17 protein-coding genes are annotated in these 19,744 nt (G+C 66.7%); 11 read left to right on the forward strand and 6 right to left on the reverse strand.

The window, feature by feature from the left end:
- Positions 1-17: 17 nt before the first annotated feature.
- On the forward strand, positions 18-284 hold the full coding sequence (locus ACQR03_RS11040; RefSeq protein ID WP_315717814.1) for a hypothetical protein: 267 nt from the start codon (positions 18-20) through the stop codon (positions 282-284).
- Between the two features lie 460 nt (positions 285-744).
- On the forward strand, positions 745-1,275 hold the full coding sequence (locus ACQR03_RS11045; RefSeq protein ID WP_315750256.1) for a PRC-barrel domain-containing protein: 531 nt from the start codon (positions 745-747) through the stop codon (positions 1,273-1,275).
- A 68-nt stretch (positions 1,276-1,343) separates the two neighbouring features.
- Here the strand turns inward: ACQR03_RS11045 and ACQR03_RS11050 are convergent, their stop codons facing one another.
- From ACQR03_RS11050 to ACQR03_RS11065, 4 genes are all read right to left on the reverse strand, one after another.
- Positions 1,344-2,756, reverse strand: coding sequence for an ATP-binding protein (locus ACQR03_RS11050; protein ID WP_434841291.1), 1,413 nt, complete (start codon positions 2,754-2,756; stop codon positions 1,344-1,346).
- A gap of 24 nt (positions 2,757-2,780) precedes the next feature.
- Complete coding sequence (locus tag ACQR03_RS11055; RefSeq protein WP_315717811.1) at positions 2,781-3,521, reverse strand: response regulator; 741 nt, start codon at positions 3,519-3,521, stop codon at positions 2,781-2,783.
- A gap of 319 nt (positions 3,522-3,840) precedes the next feature.
- A complete protein-coding gene (locus tag ACQR03_RS11060; RefSeq protein WP_316171691.1) occupies positions 3,841-5,478 on the reverse strand; it encodes a DUF4403 family protein in 1,638 nt (545 codons plus the stop codon).
- A gap of 253 nt (positions 5,479-5,731) precedes the next feature.
- Positions 5,732-6,430: a L,D-transpeptidase gene (locus ACQR03_RS11065; protein ID WP_315717809.1), complete on the reverse strand. Its 699-nt coding sequence runs from the start codon at positions 6,428-6,430 to the stop codon at positions 5,732-5,734.
- 359 nt (positions 6,431-6,789) lie between these two features.
- Between ACQR03_RS11065 and ACQR03_RS11070 the strand changes: the two genes are divergently transcribed.
- The 3 genes from ACQR03_RS11070 (at position 6,790) to ACQR03_RS11080 (ending at position 9,363) form a co-directional block, all read left to right on the forward strand.
- The gene (locus ACQR03_RS11070) at positions 6,790-7,845 is read left to right on the forward strand and encodes a glycosyltransferase family 4 protein (RefSeq protein WP_315717808.1); all 1,056 of its coding nucleotides are present in this window, start codon (positions 6,790-6,792) and stop codon (positions 7,843-7,845) included.
- 51 nt (positions 7,846-7,896) lie between these two features.
- Complete coding sequence (locus ACQR03_RS11075) at positions 7,897-8,586, forward strand: class I SAM-dependent methyltransferase (RefSeq protein ID WP_434841290.1); 690 nt, start codon at positions 7,897-7,899, stop codon at positions 8,584-8,586.
- A gap of 144 nt (positions 8,587-8,730) precedes the next feature.
- Positions 8,731-9,363, forward strand: a complete 633-nt coding sequence (locus tag ACQR03_RS11080; protein WP_316174830.1) for a hypothetical protein — start codon at positions 8,731-8,733, stop codon at positions 9,361-9,363.
- Positions 9,364-9,639: 276 nt separating this feature from the next.
- Here ACQR03_RS11080 and ACQR03_RS11085 read toward each other — a convergent pair whose 3' ends face one another.
- Entirely contained in the window at positions 9,640-11,304 is a 1,665-nt protein-coding gene (locus ACQR03_RS11085; protein WP_434841289.1) for an aminotransferase class III-fold pyridoxal phosphate-dependent enzyme, read from the reverse strand.
- Positions 11,305-11,339: 35 nt separating this feature from the next.
- Here ACQR03_RS11085 and asd point away from each other — a divergent pair, with 35 nt between their 5' ends.
- From asd to ACQR03_RS11115, 6 genes are all read left to right on the forward strand, one after another.
- Positions 11,340-12,215: an archaetidylserine decarboxylase gene (gene asd / locus ACQR03_RS11090; protein WP_315750259.1), complete on the forward strand. Its 876-nt coding sequence runs from the start codon at positions 11,340-11,342 to the stop codon at positions 12,213-12,215.
- A 115-nt stretch (positions 12,216-12,330) separates the two neighbouring features.
- The gene (locus tag ACQR03_RS11095; RefSeq protein ID WP_315750260.1) at positions 12,331-13,323 is read left to right on the forward strand and encodes an NUDIX domain-containing protein; all 993 of its coding nucleotides are present in this window, start codon (positions 12,331-12,333) and stop codon (positions 13,321-13,323) included.
- A 153-nt stretch (positions 13,324-13,476) separates the two neighbouring features.
- A complete protein-coding gene (locus ACQR03_RS11100; RefSeq protein ID WP_315750261.1) occupies positions 13,477-13,992 on the forward strand; it encodes a (2Fe-2S)-binding protein in 516 nt (171 codons plus the stop codon).
- Positions 13,989-15,005 carry an FAD binding domain-containing protein gene (locus tag ACQR03_RS11105; RefSeq protein ID WP_315750262.1) on the forward strand — a complete coding sequence of 339 codons (1,017 nt, stop codon included), beginning with the start codon at positions 13,989-13,991 and terminating at the stop codon, positions 15,003-15,005. Before ACQR03_RS11100 ends, ACQR03_RS11105 begins: the two co-directional genes overlap by 4 nt.
- A gap of 4 nt (positions 15,006-15,009) precedes the next feature.
- Complete coding sequence (locus tag ACQR03_RS11110; RefSeq protein WP_434841288.1) at positions 15,010-17,214, forward strand: xanthine dehydrogenase family protein molybdopterin-binding subunit; 2,205 nt, start codon at positions 15,010-15,012, stop codon at positions 17,212-17,214.
- Between the two features lie 176 nt (positions 17,215-17,390).
- Positions 17,391-18,281, forward strand: a complete 891-nt coding sequence (locus ACQR03_RS11115) for a DUF3313 domain-containing protein (protein ID WP_434841287.1) — start codon at positions 17,391-17,393, stop codon at positions 18,279-18,281.
- 113 nt (positions 18,282-18,394) lie between these two features.
- Here ACQR03_RS11115 and ACQR03_RS11120 read toward each other — a convergent pair whose 3' ends face one another.
- On the reverse strand, positions 18,395-19,669 hold the full coding sequence (locus ACQR03_RS11120) for a DUF2130 domain-containing protein (RefSeq protein WP_434841286.1): 1,275 nt from the start codon (positions 19,667-19,669) through the stop codon (positions 18,395-18,397).
- Positions 19,670-19,744 lie beyond the last annotated feature (75 nt).

Genomic DNA, 19,744 nt, shown 5'->3' on the forward strand with positions numbered 1-19,744 from the left:
CAGAGAGGGAGCGCGTCATGGCCGTGAAGGCAGCCGACGATCATTCACCCAGCATCGACCATTCATTCGATATCGACGCGATGCCATCCACGGTTCGCGTCGTGGATCTGCCGCGCAACAATCCCTGCGCCCAATGTGGCGAGGCGATCGCATTGCCGTCCTGGGTCGAAAAGGATGGCCGCCGCACCGCCTATCTCTGGCACTGCCGCCTCTGCGACTATCGCTACGAAACCATCGCCTTCTATGCCGAGTCCGTCGACGAGAACGGCGCGATGGCGGCGTAGGCTCGATTGACTATTGCGGGTCGTTGCAGCGCTGACGGTCGGCTCCCTCTCCCCGTTCTTACGGGGGCGCGACGAGCTTCGCTCGCGCTGAGAGGGTTGGGGGGAGGGCAGACCCACGGGAAGCCCGATGGGGAGATCTGTACCCTCTTACCCGGATCGCAACTGGCGATGCAATCCGATCTCACCCCGCAGGCGGGGGAGAGGTGAAACCGAGCTAGCAGCAATAGGCTTACACCAGCTCCAGCCAATGTAGACCTGTTAGTCGGGCTCCCGTGCTAGGCGCGGCGGTGCGGCTTGGCGATGTGAGCGACGTCACCCGGATCCCCCGAACGTCACAAAGTGACACTGCCGCGGCGCACTGAGGCTGCTTGTCGCGCAGCATGACGAAATCGTGGTTCCCGCGGAACGCCGACTGTCCATTGCCGTTCTCTCGTCACCATCCACCTAGAGGAGACACCACATGATGATGAAGACTGTTGCGGCCGGCCTCGCCGGTTCCCTGCTGCTCGCGACCGCCGCCTTTGCTGCGGAGAGCACCACCACCACAACCAACACCACGATCAAGAGCGACACCACCGTCGCGTCCTATCAGGGCGACTGGCGCAGCTCCAAGCTCGTCGGCGTGAAGGTCTACAACAACAACAACGAGAATGTCGGCTCGATCGACGATCTGCTGATCGACAAGAGCGGCGCAGTCAAGGGCGTCGTGATCGGCGTCGGCGGCTTCCTCGGCATGGGTGAGCACCTCGTCGCTGTCTCGTTCGATCAGGTCAAGTTCTCGGACCAGCCGGTTCAGGCCAACACCGCCTCCAACGCTCCGGCCTCGGGCAAGGCGACCACGCCGCCGGCCACGACGACCGGCGCCGCCACCGGCACTTCGTCATCCTCGTCGATGAGCTCCTCGAAGAATCGCTGGTATCCCGACCATGCGATGATCAACGCCACCAAGGACCAGCTGAAGTCGATGCCCGAGTTCAAGTACTCGGAGTAAACGGCGTCACTGACGTCTAGCTGACTGCCCAAGCGGCGCGCCCGGATCCGTCCGGGCGCGTTCGCGCGTCATGCTGCGGGGCGCAAGGTGGTCTGGCCGAGCGGCAGCTCGATGCGGGCGATCAGTCCGCTTGGCTTGCGATCGTGCAATGACAGCTCGCCGCCATGCGCCTGGACGATCGCCTTCGCGATCGAGAGGCCCAGGCCGAACCCGGTGGCCTCGTCCATGTTGCGGGCATCGTCGCCGCGCACGAAGGGCTCCAGCATGTCGGGCTTGCGCGCATCGGCGATCCCGGGTCCATCATCCTCCACGTCGATCGTCAGGCACTTCCCCGACGCCACCAGTCTGATGACGGTTTCCTTGCCGTACTTCACGGCGTTCTCGACCAGGTTGGTGACCGAACGCATCAGGTCGTCGGGACGCACCGTCGCCATCGCGTGCGCCGGGCCGATATAGGTGACGCTGTGGCCGACATCGGCGAATTGGTCGGCGACGAGCTGCAGGATGCTCGCGATATCGACCAGCGTCATCGGCTCGAGCTTGCGGCCGTTGCGCAGGAATGACAGCACCGAGCCCAGCATCGCATGCATCTGATCGAGATCGGCCAGCATGCGATTGCGCTGCAGCTCGTCCTCGACGAACTCACAGCGCAGCCGCATGCGGGTCAGCGGTGTCCGCAGATCGTGGCTGATGGCCGCCAGCATCTTGGTCCGGTCGTTCATCAGCGCCGTGATGCGTTGGCGCATACGGTTCAGGGCGCGCGCGAGCGACCGGATCTCTTCCGGTCCGCGCTCGGGCAGGGCAGTGGCATCGCCGTCGAGGCTGAAGCTCTCGGCAGCCTTGGCGAAGCTCGACAGCGGTGAGGTCAGCGCGCGGGCCGCCCACAGGCCGAGCAGTGTCGTGCTGATCAGCGCGAACATGATCGTCGTCAGCCATGGGGCGCCCCAGAACGGTGGCCGGTGCGGCCGGTCGGCCATTCGAGCCGAAACCATGTTGCCATCGGGCAGAGCGAAGATGACGGTGCGCGTCTGGGAGCCGGGCGGCGGCATGAAGACGCGATAGCCTGGGCCAAGGCCACGAAAGCCGCCTGGACCGTGAGGCCGTCCGTCGGCGAGCTCCGGAGGGGCCGGGCGGCGCTCGTCGCCACCGGTCCCGGCCTCGACGTCGGGGCCGGCCGGCTCGCGCCGGCGGCCGGAATCACCCGGCAGAGGCCCCACGTGAGGCTTGAGCTCGAACTCAGGATAGGCGCGGGCAATGTCGGAGATCAGTCGAGGCCGTTCGGCAGCGGGCGCGCGTCCAAGAATGCGGATGGCGGTCGCGAGCTGAAGTGGCCCGACTTCGTTTTCGGGGTCGGGCTGCTCGGCGCGATAGATCAGGAACGTCGCCGTGATGATGGCATGGAGCGCCACGATCGAAATGGCGACCAGCGCCGTGATCTGGCCGCGGATTCCCTTGAGGTTGAGAAAGCCGAACGACATCATGACATCGCCATTCGATCGGGCCGGTCAATGGCTTTGCGGGCCAGTCACCACCTCGACGACGGGTGTGAACATGTAGCCACCGGAGCGCACGGTCTTGATCATGGTGGCCTCCTGCGGGTCCGGCTCGATCTTGCGGCGGATGCGGCTGACCAGCACGTCGATCGAGCGCTCGAACGAGCCGGCGCTGCGGCCCTGCGTCAGGTCGAGCAGGCTGTCGCGCGACAGCACGCGGCCCGGCCGCTCGCAGAAGGTGCGGAGCAGATCGAACTCGGCGCTCGTCATCGCAACGCGCGCGCCTTCGGGATTGCGTAGTTCGCGCAGCCGGAAGTCGATCGTCCAGCCGAGGAAGCTCAGCGCCGTCGCGCCTTCGGTTGCGCTCGCCGTCATCGCGGCCGCCTGCCGGCGCAGCACCGCGTTGATGCGGGCGAGCAGCTCGCGCGGATTGAACGGCTTTGGCAGATAGTCGTCGGCGCCCATCTCCAGTCCGAGGATGCGGTCGACGTCCTCGCCGCGCGCGGTGAGCATGATGATCGGCACCTGCGATTCCGCGCGCAGCTTGCGGCACAAGGTCAGGCCGTCCTCGCCGGGCAGCATGACGTCGAGGATCAGGAGATCGACACGGTGGTCGCCCATGATGCGGGTCATCTCGCGGCCGTCGGTCGCGGTGGTCACGTTGCAGGCATTGTTGCGCAGATATTTCGCGATCAGCGTCCGCGTCTCGCGGTCGTCCTCGACGACAAGAATGTGTGGTTGTGTCTGGGCCATACCGACAAGTGACCTAGAATCGCGGCGTTTTGCGAAGAATTTTGTTACGGAATGTTTCCTGCGACGGGCGCGCGGAAAGGGCCCGACAACGTCTCTCTGCGCCGTGTTGCGGAATTCGTGAGGGCGCGTCAAGCCTCGCGAAACGTATGGCCTCGGGGCCGCCGCACGCTCGCGCGATGCGGCTGCATCCGGCTACCGGAAACGGCGCGGACATTCGTGAGTGTCGCCAGACCAGGTCAGGCCCGATTGAATCATTGCCGGTCGTTGCACGGTCCGCAAACGCGTGCAGCGACGGGATGCGACGTTCCGAAACGGGCCGTCACAGTCCTGGCAATGTATTGACTCGAACCGACATCGTGCCCTCCGCCGAGGCGATCACGCGCAGCACGGTGGCGTCGAAGGCGATGTCGGTCAAAGCGAGGTTGTTGATGTCGGTGTCGACGCGGATGCCGTTCTCGTTCTTCTGCAGTTCGGCGACCGCGGTCGCGATCTTGTCGCGGACATTGTCGGCGAACGGCTTGAGATCGACCACCGACCGCTCCAGCAGCGCGCGTTGCAGATGTGGCACCACGGCGCGCGCGGCGGCGCCGAGCAGGCCGAACGCCGCGTCGGATTCGACGGCGAGCTGCAGGTCGGACAGCCGCAGGATCTGCTGCGCCTGATCGACCATCGGCCGTCCCCAGATGTGCACCGTCGCGTCGGCGCCGAGGCCGAAGAAGCTCTCCTTCTCTTTTCCCTTCACCTGCAGCGAGATCAGCAGCCGGTTGCCGGAGGGCACGACGGTCGCATGCTTCACCGTCACCGCGACCGGGCCGGAGCCGTCCTCGGGGAACGTCCGCCCGGCGAGCTGCGAGTCGACGAGCTTGCTGAGCTCGGTGAATGGGACATCGATCGGAACCGCGACGTTGACGGTGCCCGCGGTGGGCGGAACGATCGTGATCTTGTCCGGGAACGGGCACTCCGGCTTGGTCTCGGCTGCCGTGACCCGGGTCTCCGCCTCGATCCCCATGGTGACGCTGACGACGTTCGCATCGATCGCGGGCTGCGCGGCCAGCGCCCGTGTCGGCTTGATCTCGAGCCAGACGGCGGGCAGTCCCGGCGTGGTGCCCTGAAGCGGCACCGAGCGGCAGGCGCGGGCCCACTGCGCCTGCGCCACGCGCCGCATGGTCGGGTCCTTGCGCAGCCTGTCGCTGAGCGCGCTGAGCTGGTCGTTGACGGTCTTGTCTATGACCGGCTTCATCTGCGCGGGCACGTTGACGCGGGCGCCGGCGACGGTCAGCGCGGTGTCGCCGAGATTGACCTGGGCGGTGAAGTTCGGCTCGACATACCAGGAGGCGGCCAGCCGTGGCCGCATCGCGATCAGGACGTTGCCCTTGATGTCGGCGGTGGCGTTCAGGTTCTTGATGTTGATGCCGCCAATCTGCTTGGCGGCATCCGCACCGAGCAGGCCGCCGATGGCGTCGCCGAGCGCGCCGGTCGCTTTGGCGGACAGCGATCCGGTGACGTTCAGCCGGCCCGAGAGCGGCGTCGCCAGCGACAAAGTGTCCTGGGTGCCGGTGGCGGCGATGGCGCCGCGGGTGACCGTCCAGCCGATGTCGGCATTCTGCAGGATCTGGTTGACGGGGTTGTCGGCCTTGCCGGAGAAATTGCGCGGCGTGGCCTTTTCGGCGGCGTCACGAATCGCGCCGAGCGAGATCGAGACCGGCGTCATGATGATCGAGTTGCGCGTGGCCGGCGGCAGCGGCGGCAGTTGGGTCAGCTGCGGCGCCGGCGTGCTGCCCGAGAACAGAAACACCTCCACGATGATGATGCCGATCAGCACGACGGCGGCAAGGCCGGCGGCGCCGATCAGGATCAGCCGCAGCCGGGGCGGCGAGCGCCGCGGCGGCCGCTGCGTTTTCGGGGCGAGCGGATGCGGCCTGCTCTGCCAATCCGGTCGCGGTGTCGGAAGGTTCATGTCGGATCCACGGACTCCAACTGCCGCGCCGGCCCATGCCGGAAGCGGCGAGATCGCGGTTAATACAAGATTGCCGAGCTTACAGGGCCGGACGGAGGCGCGCCAGGGCAGCCCGTGACGCGGACCATCATCAATCGGCCGTGATGGTGAACGGCGGCATGCGCGCAAAGAAATGACCGCCGCGGCTTTCGGGCCTCGGCGGTCCAGTCAGGGAGGATCCGGGAGAAGGAACGAGCGGTGCGGCCCGCGCAGGTCAGCGGGTCATGCGGCCGAGATCGGCGCGGCGCTCCATCGGCAGCACGATCACCTTGGCGCCGACGCTGACGCGGGCATAGAGGTCGATCACGTCCTGATTGGTCAGGCGGATGCAGCCCGACGACACATGCGTGCCGATCGTCTCGGGCGCGTTGGTGCCGTGAATGCGGTAGACGGTGCCGCCGAGATACATCGCGCGGGCGCCGAGCGGATTGCCGGGACCGCCGGCCATATGACGCGGCAGATAAGGCTGGCGCGCGATCATCTCCGGCGGCGGCGTCCAGTCCGGCCATTCCGCCTTCCTGGTCACCGACTGCACGCCGGACCAGGTAAAGCCGTCGCGGCCCACGCCGATGCCGTAGCGCATCGCCTGGCCGCTGCCGAGCACGTAGTACAAATACTTGTTTGGTGTGTCGATGATGATCGTGCCGGGTGCCTCGCGGGTGGCGTAGCTCACGACCTGGCGGCGCAGGCGCGCGGGCATCTCATAAGCGGTCGCCTCGTCCTCGCGCGGCGTGATCAGTTGCGGCGTCGTTGCCGGCGGCTCGTAGGTCGCCATCGGCGGCGGCAGCAGGAAAGGGAACGGGAGCGGGGCCGGAGGCGCGGCTTGCGTCGGCGTTGCCGCAGCGAACGTACCGACGATCAGCGCAGCGAACAGGATGCGGGATCGCGAACCGACTGTGCCTGACGTGAACATATGGACGTCCCCTCGTTTGATCGCTTGGTGCGCGCCGTGCTTGTCTCGACCGGCGTCGTCAAAATCAGTTGCCTGTCATCATTCTCTGCGGCGCATTGACCCGCGCCCGATGCTGCAACTCATAGGGGAGAAAAGTTTCGTTGCGTTTGCGCGCTGCGCGCAAAAAGGTTTCGTCGGCTTAACCGTTTGTTTCATGACGGTTTCACGACAGCAGCCGCGCGGGACAGCCACAGATCGCGGGGAAAACAGCAGTTGGCGGGCAAAAAGACCCTTCGACAGTTCGATGACGTCACACGCCTGAAATAACAATGTCGGAATTTGCGGCTGTTCAGAATCGCTGCAACTTTCCGGATCGCCTTATGCGGATCTTAATCGCAACCGACGCCTGGCACCCGCAGGTCAACGGCGTGGTGCGCACGCTCACCTCGCTGGCTCGCGCGGCCGCCGGCCTCGGCGCCGACATCACCTTCCTCACGCCGGAAGGCTTTCCGTCGTTCGGCGTGCCGACCTATCCGGGCCTGCGGCTCGCCGTGACCAACGGCCGCGAGATCGCCCGGCGCATCGAGGCGGCGGCGCCGGATGCGATCCATATTGCCACCGAAGGCACGATCGGCTGGGCGGTGCGCCGCTACTGCCTGCGCCATGGCCTGCCGTTCACGACGTCCTACACGACGCGCTTTCCGGAGTACGTCGCTGTGCGCACCGGCATTCCCGATGCCGTCGGCTATTGGGTGATGCGCCGCTTCCACGACGCCGCCGCGATGACCATGGTCGCGACAAATTCGCTGAAGCAGGACCTCGCGTCGCGCGGCTTCAAGCGGCTCGGCTTCTGGACCCGGGGCGTCGATACGAAGCTGTTCAATCCGGACGCGCCGGTCGCGCTGGATCTGCCGCGTCCGGTGTTCATGACCGTCGGCCGCGTCGCGGTCGAGAAGAACCTGGAAGCCTTCCTGTCGCTCGACCTGCCGGGCTCGAAGGTGGTGATCGGTAACGGCCCGCAGAAGGCGGAGCTCGAGCGTCGCTTCCCGGCGGCGCATTTCCTCGGCGAGAAGACCGGCAACGATCTGACCGCGCACATGGCGGCCGCCGACGTCTTCGTGTTTCCGAGCCTGACCGATACGTTCGGCGTCGTGCAGCTGGAGTCGCTGGCCTGCGGCACGCCGGTCGCGGCCTTCCCCGTCACCGGTCCGCTCGACGTCATCGCCGATCATCCGATCGGGGCGATCGACTGGGACCTGCGCGCCGCCTGCCTGAAGGCGCTGACCATGTCGCGCGAGACCTGCCGGGCATTTGCGCTCGACCGCTCCTGGGAGAACAGCGCGCGCCAGTTCATCGGCAATCTCGCCGTGCTGCAGCCGTCCCGCGTCGTGCGTCCGACCCCGGTGCTGGCCGGTCAGAGCGCCGTCCGCGGCTGACGGCGAACTTTGCGTCACTCCATCAATTCCAAACCCAAGTGAGATGTAACGATGGCAGAAACCATGAAGCTCGGCGGCGCGCGGGAGCTCGACTTCGATCGCGAGCAGGTCGAGCAGGCCTATGACCGCTGGGCACCGATCTACGACCTCGTGTTCGGCGGCGTGTTCGAGAAGGGCCGCAAGGCCGCGATATCAGCCACGAACAAGCTCGGCGGGCGCGTGCTCGAGGTCGGCGTCGGCACCGGCATCTCGCTGCCGCTCTATGCGCCGCATGTCCGCGTCTTCGGCACCGACATCTCCGAGGCGATGCTCGGCAAGGCGATGCGGCGCGTCGCCGACCAGCGGCTGAAGAACGTCGAGGGTCTCGCGGTGATGGACGCCGAGCAGCTCGACTTTGCCGACGATTCGTTCGATGTCGTGATGGCGCAATATGTCGTCACCGCCGTGCCGAACCCGGAAGTCGCGCTCGACGAGTTCGCGCGCGTGCTGCGCCCGGGCGGCGAACTGATCATCCTGACCCGCGTCAGCGCCGATGACGGCCTGCGCCGGGTGATCGAGCAGGCGCTGCAGCCGGTGGTGCGCCGGCTCGGTTTCCGTACCGCCGAGTTCGGCTGGTCGCGCTACCTGCGCTGGCTCGCCGGCGCCGAGCGCATGGAGCTGGTCGAGCGCCGCCTGATCCCGCCGCTCGGCCATTTCTCGCTGGTCCGCTTCCGCAAGCTGGAGCGTGCCGCCGCGGCCTGAAGCCGCGGCCGCCCTCTATCGCCCTGCGACGTTCTACGTCGTCCGAAACGTTTCGCTGCGTCCGATCGCATGACATCTTGATGATGTCATGCGATCTACACCGAATCCCTGTAAACGACCTGCAACTCATTCTTCGGAGCAACCATGATCAAGCATTTCCTGGAACAGCTGCGGATCCAGCGCTGGGACGACCATCGCTACTATCATCACAGCCGTATCAACCAGAGCCTCCACTTCGTCAGCGCGCTCAGCTTCATGATCGCCTACGTGATGATGGTGTTCGATCCGCTGGTCTCGGCGCTGATCGGCTGGCTGGTGTCGATGACCTCGCGCCAGGCGGGCCACTTCTTCTTCGAGCCGAAGGGCTACGACCACGTCAACCAGGCGACCCACGAGCACAAGGAAGAGATCAAGGTCGGCTACAACCTGCAGCGCAAGGTCGTGCTGATGTCGATCTGGGCCGCGGCCCCCGTGGTGCTCTATCTGCAGCCGACCCTGTTCGGCCTGCTGCCGCCCTGGACCTCGGCGATGGACTTCGTGCGCGAGACTGCCAAGCTCTGGCTCGTGATCGGCATCGGCGGCTTGCTGTTCCGCACCATCCATTTGTTCTTCATCCGCGACGTCGAGACCGGTCTCGTCTGGATGACCAAGATCATCACCGACCCGTTCAACGATTTCATGCAGTACCGCTCGGCTCCGCTGGCGCTGCTGCGCGGCGAGCTGATCGACCCCGGCCTGCACCTGATGAACGAAGGCCTCGAAGAGCAGCACGCCTGAGCCGGCCGCTGCGTCAGAGTTGCGCGATGCCCGGGCCGGTCCCGGGCATCGGTATTTGTGGGGGGCTGTGAGGTGAAATCGAGCGAGCTTGCAGCCATGCGGCACGTGCCACCCTCCCCTGGAGGGGGAGGGTCGACGCGTGCGAAGCGCGCGTCGGGGTGGGGTGATGCCTCCACCGGCACTGAACTGTGTGGAGGGATCACCCCACCCCGCCTCACGCGCCGCTGCGCGTCCCGTGAGGCGACCCTCCCCCTCCAGGGGAGGGTGGCAGCGAGCTCAGCGCTTGACCACGGCGCCGAGCATCTCTTTCAGAATCTGCCGCTTGATCGCCTTGTTGGTGAGCGTGCCGTCGTTCCACCACCAGCCGTCCTGCTTCATCTTCTCGGCCGCCGAGACGAAGCGCTTCGTCACCTCGGCAAAATCGGCGTCGGTGTAGTTCAGGCTGAAGATCAAGCGACCGGTGCCGACCCAGCTCAGCGCCAGGCCCTCGGCACGCAGGTAGTATTGCAGCATCCAATTGTAGCGCGACGGCACGGTGTATTCGACCAGCCAGATCGAATGCATATTGGAGACGCGCACCGGCATGTCGTGCTCGGCCAGCGCGGTGTTGAGCTGCGCGGCGCGGCCGTTCCAGGTTTCATCCAGGCCGTCGTAGATGGCGCGGAAGTTCGGGCTGTCGAGCCGGCTCAGGAATTCGTCCATCGCCGCCATCACATAAGGATGGGAGTTGAAGGTGCCACGGGCGAAGCAGATGTCGGCCGGGCGGTCGTCGCGGAAGCGGCGCATCAGCTCGCGCTTGCCGCAGACAACGCCGATCGGCAGGCCGCCGCCGAGGCTCTTGCCGTAGGTCACCATGTCGGCCTTGACGCCGAAATACTCCTGGGCGCCGCCCGGCGCGAGCCGGAAGCCGAGGAACACCTCGTCGAACAGCAGCACGATGCCGCGTTCCGTGCAGACCTCGCGCAGTTGCTTCAGCCAGGCGGTGTAGGCTTCGCGGTCGTAGCGACCCTTGCGCGAGGAATCGACCAGCGCCGAGTCGCCGGGCGCATTGCCGTTCGGATGCAGCGCCTGCAGCGGATTGACCAGCACGCAGGCGATGTCGCGCCGCGTGCGCAGGACGTGCAGCGTGCGCTCGGACATCTCGGCCAAGGTGTAGGTCTCGTGCGGCGCGATCGGGTTGCCGACGCCGGGCTGTACGTCGCCCCACCAGCCGTGATAGGCGCCGGCGAACCGGACCAGATGCGTGCGGCCGGTGTGGTAGCGGGCGAGCCGCACCGCCTGCATCACCGCCTCGGTGCCGGACATGTGGAACGAGACCTCGTCCATGCCGGACAGCTCGGTCAGGCGCTTCACGTTGTCAGCGACGACCGGGTGATAGAGCCCGAGCACCGGGCCGAGCGCGCTCGCGCGCCGCTCGGCAGCCGCGATGCACTCCTTGTAGAAGTCATAGCCGAAGATGTTGACGCCGTAGGAGCCGGTGAGATCGTAGAACCGGTTGCCGTCGAGATCGGTCAGGGTCACGCCGGAGGAAACCTGCATGAACGAGCCGGCGCCGAGCTGCTCCTTGACCAGACGGCTGTACTGGAACGGGACCCGGTAGCTCTGGGTGAACTGCAGGTCGGAGATGCGGCTTGCGGCTTCCGCCGTCAGCGCGCGGCTCTTGGCGAACTTCTCCTGGAACAGCGCGCCGAGCCGGAAGAAGCCGTCCTGCCGCTGGGTCGCGACATCCGGCGGTGCGCCGTCGGAGCGGAAGAAGTCGTCGATCTCGAACTCATAGCGCGGGATCAGCCTGGAGATCCGGCGCGACATCTTGGAATGGCCGGCCAGCGAGCGGTGCTTGGCGCGCGACAGTTCGATGCGGGCCTTGACCTTCGGGGCCATGGCGGCCGTCACGGCAGCGCCAACGGCGAGCGATACATAAGGAATCGAGTTTTCCATCATGTCCAAAAGCGCTAACCCCTCCTGCTGACAGATTCATGACAGTCAAAAGCCTGATCGCCTCCGTCACCCAACAGGAAGACCTCAACTTCCTGCTCACCAACCGCGTGCCGCGCGCCGCGCTGACCCGCTTCATGGGCTGGTTCTCCAAGATCGAGAACCCGCTCGTCCGGGACGCGTCGATCGCGCTGTGGAAGCTGTTCTCCGACCTCGATCTCTCCGAGGCCAAGGAGAGCCGCTTCAAGAGCCTGCACGCCTGCTTCACGCGCGAGCTGAAGCCCGGCCTGCGGCCGTTCGATCCCGATCCCGCCATCGTCACCAGCCCGTCCGACGGCATCATCGGCGCCCACGGCCTGATCCGCGACGGCGAGCTCTACCAGATCAAGGGCGCGCCCTATTCGCTGCGCGAGCTCGTCGCGGATCCGGCCGTGGTCGAGACCCATCGCAACGGCAGCTTCGTCACCTTGCGTCTGACCTCGAGCATGTATCACCGCTTCCACGCGCCGGCCGACATGACGATCGAGCATGTCAGCCTGATCCATGGCGACGTCTGGAACGTCAATCCGATCGCGCTGAAGCGGGTCGAGCGGCTGTTCTGCAAGAACGAGCGCGCGGTGATCCGCACGCATCTTACCTCCGGCGAGCCGTTCACGATCGTGCCGGTGGCGGCGATCCTGGTGGCGAGTATCCGCCTGCATGCGCTCGACCGCGTATTGAACGCGCAGACCGAGCGACCGCTCGCCTATGCCTGTAACAACAATGTGCGCAAGGGGGACGAGCTCGGCTGGTTCGAGCACGGCTCCACCATCATCCTGCTCGCGCCCGGCGACTTCACATTCTGCCCCGATGTGGCGGAAGGCGCCCGCATCCGGGCCGGACAGCCACTGTGGCGCAGGCGCGTCGCCGCCGGATGAATGTCAGGTCCACGCTTGCGGAATCTCGATTTCGGCGTTGCGCAGTCCTATATCGGAGCGTTCAACTGACGAATCAGACCGCGGGAGTTGCGGTCGTTGCGGCTCGGGAGAGGCGATGGCGAGAGCGCCGATCATGGCGGCAGGGGGCATCGTGCTGCGGCGGGAACAGCCGCCGCGCATCGCGGTCGTGCGCCTGCGCAAGCGCGACGAATGGGTGCTGCCGAAGGGCAAGCTCGACGACGGCGAGACGCCGCGCGACGCCGCCAGGCGCGAGGTGCTGGAGGAGACCGGCCACAAGGTCACCGTGCATGAATTCCTCGGCACCCTGGTCTACGATACCGGCACGCGTGCCAAGGTCGTGCACTACTGGCGCATGGAAGCGGCCGACGAGCCGTCGCAGCCGCTGATGGACGATGTCCGCGCCGTCGACTGGCTGCCGCTCGATGCGGCGGTGGGGCGGCTGTCGCGCGATCATGAGAAGACGTTCCTGGAGACCGTCGGGCCGTACGCGCTCGCAGGCCTGATCCGCAAGACCAAGGCGAAGTCCGCGCCCGAGGTGGTGGCGAAGACCGCCGCTGACAAGAAGCCGGTCGAGAAGGTCGCAGCGGAGACGGCGGCGGTCGCGGCAAAGCCTGCAACCGCCAGGAAGCGCCGCAGCCGGGTCGTGGAGCCCGCCCCAGCGCCGGCTCCGGAGATCGCCGACTTCGCGATCGCAGTGCCGGGCGAGCAGCCCGCCGAAGCCGTGCTTGCGGCTGCGGCGCCCGACCTCGGTCAATCCGAACCGACTGCTTCGGATCCGGCAGCAGTGCCGGCGGAGGCCCACCCGGTCCCGATGGCGGCCGAACCCGCTGCAAGCGCGCGTGAGCCGGCGGACCTCGAGCGTATCGAGGCCGTGGCCGCAGCGATCAAGTCGCTCGTGCCGAGCAAGGCCGCGCCGGATGCCGAAAGCAGCCCGAGTAAGGACAGGCCGTCGGACGTGCCGAATGCCGGCGCAGAAGCCGCCGCGCCGCGCGAAGACGTGGCCGCCGCGGATGCGGAGGCGCTGGATGGTGCGCCACGCCGCAGCCTGGCCCAGAAGATGCGGGCGTGGCTCGGCCGCGCCGCCTGAGTCTGGTTGACGAAACGATTGATCGGCAAGCGGTTCTGCCGTGCACATTCTGCGCGTGCCGGCTGAGCAATTCCTGCTGTCCGCTGCTCGAAGATTGCCAAGAACCATTCGCGCCATCGCGGGTTGATGCGGGTCCGTCAACGGAGACCCCGCATGAGCCCGTCGCCACCGCGCCAGAGCGCCGCGTCCACCGCAAAGCCTGCCCCTCTGTCCGTCACGCTTCAGATCAATGGCCAGTCGCACACGCTGTCGGTGGCACCCTGGACCACGCTGCTCGATCTCCTGCGCAATCATCTCGACCTCACCGGCACCAAGAAGGGCTGCGATCACGGCCAATGCGGCGCTTGCACCGTGCTGATCGACGGCCGCCGCGTGCTCTCCTGCCTGACGCTCGCGGTCATGAAAGACGGCGCCGAGATCACGACCATCGAGGGACTCGCCAAGGGTGATGAGCTGCACCCGCTGCAGCAGGCCTTCATCGATCACGATGCCTTCCAATGCGGCTATTGCACGCCGGGCCAGATCTGCTCGGCCGCCGGCCTGATCGCCGAGGGCAGGGCGAAGACGAAGGACGAGATCCGCGAGCTGATGAGCGGCAACATCTGTCGTTGCGGCGCCTATCCGAACATCGTCGGCGCCATCGAGCAGGCGATGGGAGGCAGCCGATGAACAATTTCGACTACGCGCGCGCCAGCGATGTCGCCGAGGCCGTCAGGCTGAAGGCGGCGACGCCGGAGGCCAAGTTCATCGCCGGCGGCACCAACCTGATCGACCTGATGAAGTATCACGTCGAGCAGCCGCGTCAGCTGATCGACATCAGCCACCTGCCGCTGACGAATGTGGAGGAGACGAGCGCCGGCGGCGTCAGGATCGGCGCGCTGGTCCCGAACAACACGCTCGCCTATCACCCCCTCATCGAGAGCCGCTATCCGCTGCTGGCGAGCGCGATCCTCGCCGGCGCCTCGGCGCAGCTGCGCAACATGGCCTCGACCGGCGGCAATCTGCTGCAGCGGACGCGCTGCGCCTACTTCTACGACGTCGCCACGCCCTGCAACAAGCGCACGCCCGGCGCCGGCTGCTCGGCGGTCGACGGTCTCAACCGCGGCCATGCCATCCTCGGCGCCAGCGCCGATTGCATCGCGACCCACCCCTCCGACATGTGCGTGGCGCTCGCCGCGCTCGACGCCAAGGTGCAGGTCGCGGGCTCCTCGGGCGAGCGCGTCATCGCCCTTGCGGACTTCCATCGGCTGCCCGGCGACCGGCCGGATCTCGACAACACGCTGCGCGTCGACGAGATCATCACCGCGATCGAGCTGCCCCCGCAGGGCTTCGCCGCGAATCACAGCTATCTGAAGATCCGCGATCGCCTGTCCTACGCATTCGCGCTGGTCTCGGTCGCCGCTGCGCTCGAGCTCGACGGCGGCCGCATCGGCGAGGCGCGCCTGGCGCTCGGCGGCGTCGCCCACAAGCCGTGGCGCAATGAGGCGGCCGAAGCCGCGCTGCGCGGGCAGGCGCCGGATCCCCAGGCGTTCGGCCGCGCTGCGAACATCCTGCTGAGCGATGCGAAAGCCGCCACGCACAACGCCTTCAAGATCCCGTTGGCGCGCCGCGCCATCGTGCGCACCCTGACCCAGGCCGCGAACGCAACGCCCCAGATTCAAGCCATCAAGACCATCCGGTGATGTCATGACAGCTCGCATCGGCACAGCCACCTCCCGCATCGACGGCCGCGCCAAGGTCACCGGTGTCGCCAAATATGCCGCCGAGTTCACCGCGCCCGATCTCGCCTTCGGCGTCGTGGTCAATTCCACCATTCCGAAGGGGCGGGTCGTGCGCATCGATACCGGCCGCGCCCTGGCCGTCGACGGCGTCCTCGACGTGCTGACCCACGCCAACCGGGTCAGGATGGCGGACAACGATGACGCATTTCGCGACGAGGTCGCGCCGGAGGACGGCTCGCCCTATCGTCCGCTCTATGACGACCGGGTGCATTTCAACTACCAGCCGGTGGCGCTGGTCGTCGCCGAGGACGAGGACACCGCGCGTTTCGCGGCGACGCTGGTCGCGGTAGAGTATCTGGCCGAGAGCTTCGCGACCGACCTCCATGCGCGGCGCGAGCAGGCTTTCAAGGTCGACAAGCCGCTCAAGCCGCGCGGCGACGCGACAAAGGCGCTTGCCGGCGCAGCCGTGCGTCACGATGCCGACTATGGCGTCCCGATCGAATATCACAACCCGATGGAGCTCTACGCGTCGACGGTGCTCTGGCGCGAGGGCGGCAAGCTCGTGGTCTACGACAAGACCCAGGGCGTGCAGAATGTGCAGCGCTACGTCTGCAGCGTGTTCCAGCTGACGGAGGACGACGTCCAGGTGATGTCGCCGTTCGTCGGCGGCGCGTTCGGCTCCGGGCTGCGGCCGCAATACCAAGTGGTGCTCGCCGCCATGGCCGCGCTGAAGCTGAAGCGCGCGGTGCGCGTCGTGCTCAGCCGCGCCCAGATGTATGGCCTGTGCTATCGCCCTGCGACGATCGAGCGGCTGGCGCTCGGCGCCCGTGAGGACGGTACGCTGGCGGCGCTGACGCACGAGGCCGTGGCGATGACCTCGCAGCACGAGACATTCTCGCGCAACGACATCGGCTGGGGCGATGTGCTCTACACCTCCGCCACTTCGCGCGCGACGCACCGCCTCGCCAAGCTCGACGTGCCGACGCCCGGCGACATGCGCGCGCCCGGCGCCGCCAGTGGCGTCTACGGACTGGAATGCGCGATGGACGAGCTCGCCGTCGCGCTGAAGATGGATCCTCTCGAATTGCGCCTGCGCTGCTATTCCGATCGGGATCAGGACAAGGATCTGCCGTTCTCCAGCAAGCGGCTGAAGGAGTGCTATCAGCAGGGCGCTGAGGCGTTCGGCTGGTTGAAGCGCAATCCCGAGCCACGGTCGATGCGTGACGGCCGAGAACTCGTCGGCTGGGGCATGGCGAGCGGCGCCTGGGAGGCACTGCAGATGCCGTTCGCGACGCGGATCGTGATGACGGCGAATGGACATGTCGAGGTGGCGAGCGCGACCTCCGATATCGGCACCGGCACCTACACGATCATGGCGCAGGTCGCCGCCGACATGCTCGGCGTGCCGCTCGACAGCATCAATGTGAAGCTGGGCGACTCCACGCTGCCCAAGGCGCCGGTGGAGGGAGGTTCGTGGACCGCAGCCTCGATCTCGCATGCGATCGTCAACGCCGCCGATGATATCCGGGCGGAGCTGCTGAAGATCGCGCACACCATCCCGGGCTCGCCGTTGCAGGGGCTCACCGCCGACGAAGTGACGCTCGCCGATGGCGCCATCGTCGCCATTTCCGATCGCAGCCGGTCGTTGGCGATGTCGGACGTGATGCGTCACGGTGGCAAGGACCGCATCGAGAAGGAGCGCGGCTCGGAGTTCGAGGACGACGACAAGCACGCCCACAACACCCACTCGGCGGTTTTCGCCGAAGCGAAGGTTGATGAGGAGCTCGGCGTCGTCAGGGTGACGCGTATCGTCAATGCCGTCGCCGCCGGGCGCATCCTCAACACCAAGACGGCTTCGAGCCAGATCATGGGCGGGGTCGTCATGGGCATCGGCATGGCGTTGCACGAAGAAGCCCAGATCGACCAGCGGTTCGGGCGCATCATGAACGCCAACATCGCCGAGTATCACATGCCGGTGAATGCTGACGTTCACGATATCAAGGTGATCTTCGTCGACGAAGAGGATCGCATCATCAACAAGATGGGCATCAAGGGCGTCGGCGAGATCGGCATCGTCGGCGTCGCCGCGGCGATCGCCAACGCGGTCTATCACGCCACCGGAAGGCGCATACGGGATTTGCCGATCACATTGGACAAGCTGGTGGGGTGAACCGTCTTCTCTCGGCCATAATGGCGCCGGAGCGAGCCGCGCTCGCCACACCGTCTCCCTTGTTGGTGCCGTTTCGAAACATCTCTCCATGCTTCCGCCCCACGCCGTCCGAAATCTCGGAGAAGGATGCGCCGCCCGCGAGAGGGCGATCATCGTGGGCGTGAGGCGGGAGAAGCATGGTCGAGATCGACGTCGCGGCTTTCGTGAGATCCTGTACCCCCGCCATCCGCCTGATGATGCTGTGCGCGGCGCTCGGCCTGTCGGGCTGCGCCACGGCGCAGATGACGCAGAGCGGCGCGCTCGCATCCTATCAGTCGCTGGCGGAATCGAACGGTCTGCTCGCCAAGTCGCAGCTCAACGTCGACAAGGACAATGTGCTCGCGGCCCAGACCGTGCGTATCATGCCGACATCCTTCTCGGGCCAGGCCGGCGCGGTGCTGACGGACCAGCAGCGGCAGCTCGTCGCCAATGCCGTCGACCGCGCGCTGTGTCTCAACCTGAGCGAACGCTTCACGGTCGTGGCGCCCAATCAGAGGGCCGATCTGACGACGCGCACCTTCATCACCCAGGCGACGCCGACCGATCCGGTCGCCGCCGGTGCGTCGAAGGTCGTGTCGGCCGTGCCGGGCGCGCTCGGCGTTCCCGTTCCGGTGCCGCGGCTGCCGATCGGGCTCGGCAGTCTCACGATCGAGGCTGAGGCACTCGACCGCAAGGGCCGGCAGCAGGCCGCAATGGTATGGGCGCGCGGCGCCAATTCGTTCACCAACTCGCCGGTGCTGTCGCAGGCCGGCGATGCCTATGATTTGGCAGGTTCGTTCAGCGCCGATTTCGGCCAGATGCTGGTGACCGGCGAGACGCCGTTCGGCAAGGTGCCGAAGCTGCCGTCGATCGAACGGATCGGCGCGGCGCTTGGCGGCAAGCCGAAGAACGCGGCGTGCGAGGCGTTCGGCAGGGATCCCGGGGTCATCGGCATGGTCGCCAACCGTCTGGGCGCACCGCCGGAATGGGTCGACAAGGGCGCTGTGCCAAGAGACGCACAGGCGAGCACGCAGATCGCGAAACAGTAGCGGCCGTATGTATCCACATGCCGCCATGGGAATGCGAGACGCGGCCGCGTCGGAAAGCATAAACGCGCTGCGGGTGCTGGCACACCTCGGAGCGGGGCGGCGGCCGGTGTGCGCTACTCCGCCGCCTCGCTCTTGCCCTCGATCAGCAGCACGTCGAGGCTCTCGATCTCCTGCATCGCGCGGCCGGCGATGCCCTGCAGGTCGCCATACAGGCCCGCCGTCGAATCCAGCACGCTGCGCAGTTGCTCCTCGCGCTTGGCCCACAGCCGCATCATGGTCTTGCGCTCGCGGTCGAGATCCGACTGCATCTCGGTGAAGCGCTCGACGATGGCGTCGATGCGGTGGCGGAAGCGGGGCCCCGTGAGATAGGCGTAGACCATCTCCATCTTGGTCTGCTGGCCCTCCTGCGCGAGCTTGCTGCAGGCGACGTCGATCAGCGACTGCCGCAGTGCCAGCGACAGTGGCAGCGCGAAGCGCGGCTCGGCGACCCAGACGCCGTCGATCAGGTCGAAGCCGTCGACGCCCTTGGGCAGCGCGCTCGAGACAATCAGCGCGATGTCGGCCTTGGCGGCGCGCAGGTCGTCGCGCAGCTTGACCAGCCAGCCATCGCTCCAGTTCTTGGTGCGCTTGGATTCCCACAGGATCGCGCCGCAGACCTGGCCGCTGGGGGCCACGACGCGATGGATCACGTCGCCGCCGAACTCGCCCTTCGGAACCGGCTCGACCAGGTCGCGGGGAAAGCGCGCACGCAACTGCGATTCCAGCTCGATCTCCAGTGCCTCGCCCTGCAGCTGCTGCGAGCCCTGCTCGGCCTTGCGGCGGAGTTCCTCGATCTGGCGCTGCATGCCGGCGATCTGGGTTTCCTTCTCGGCGACCTTGGCCTTCAGCGACTCCTCGGCCTCCAGCCGCGCCTTGTCGCGCACGGCAACAAGGCTCTCCTGCACCTTGGTCTCGATGGTGAGATCGAGCTCGCGGCGGGCCTCGTCGAGTTCGCGCTGCTTGCGCATCATCTCGGCCTGCGCCTTCTGGGCGTCGGCGAGCTTGGCGTCCTTGTTGAGGATGGTCTCGTGCAACTCGGCGAGCTGGCGATCGCGATTGCCCATCTCATCCGCGACGGCCTGGCGCGCCTTCTCGGCTTCGGCTTGCGCGATCGCAGCGCGCTCGGCCTTCAGCTTGGCGGCGACCTGCTGATCGATCGCGGCCCTGGCCTGCGCGATCTGCTCCTGCGCGGCCTTGAGCTGCGCCTCGCGGCGGCCGAAATCGGCTTCTTTCGCCTGGAGCTGCCTCTCGAACTGCCGGCGCGTCTCCGCGATCAGGGGCGCTGCGAGCTGCTCGGTCAGCTTGATCTCGGTGCGGCAGGAGGGGCAGACGATCTGAGGATCGGTCATGATTCGCTTCCTTCCATGAAAGCCGAATCTAACCGGCCACCGCGTGGCGTTTAACCCACGCGAACGGCTTATCCC

It is taken from the genome of Bradyrhizobium sp. HKCCYLS3070 (assembly GCF_051167575.1).
Classification (GTDB): domain Bacteria; phylum Pseudomonadota; class Alphaproteobacteria; order Rhizobiales; family Xanthobacteraceae; genus Bradyrhizobium.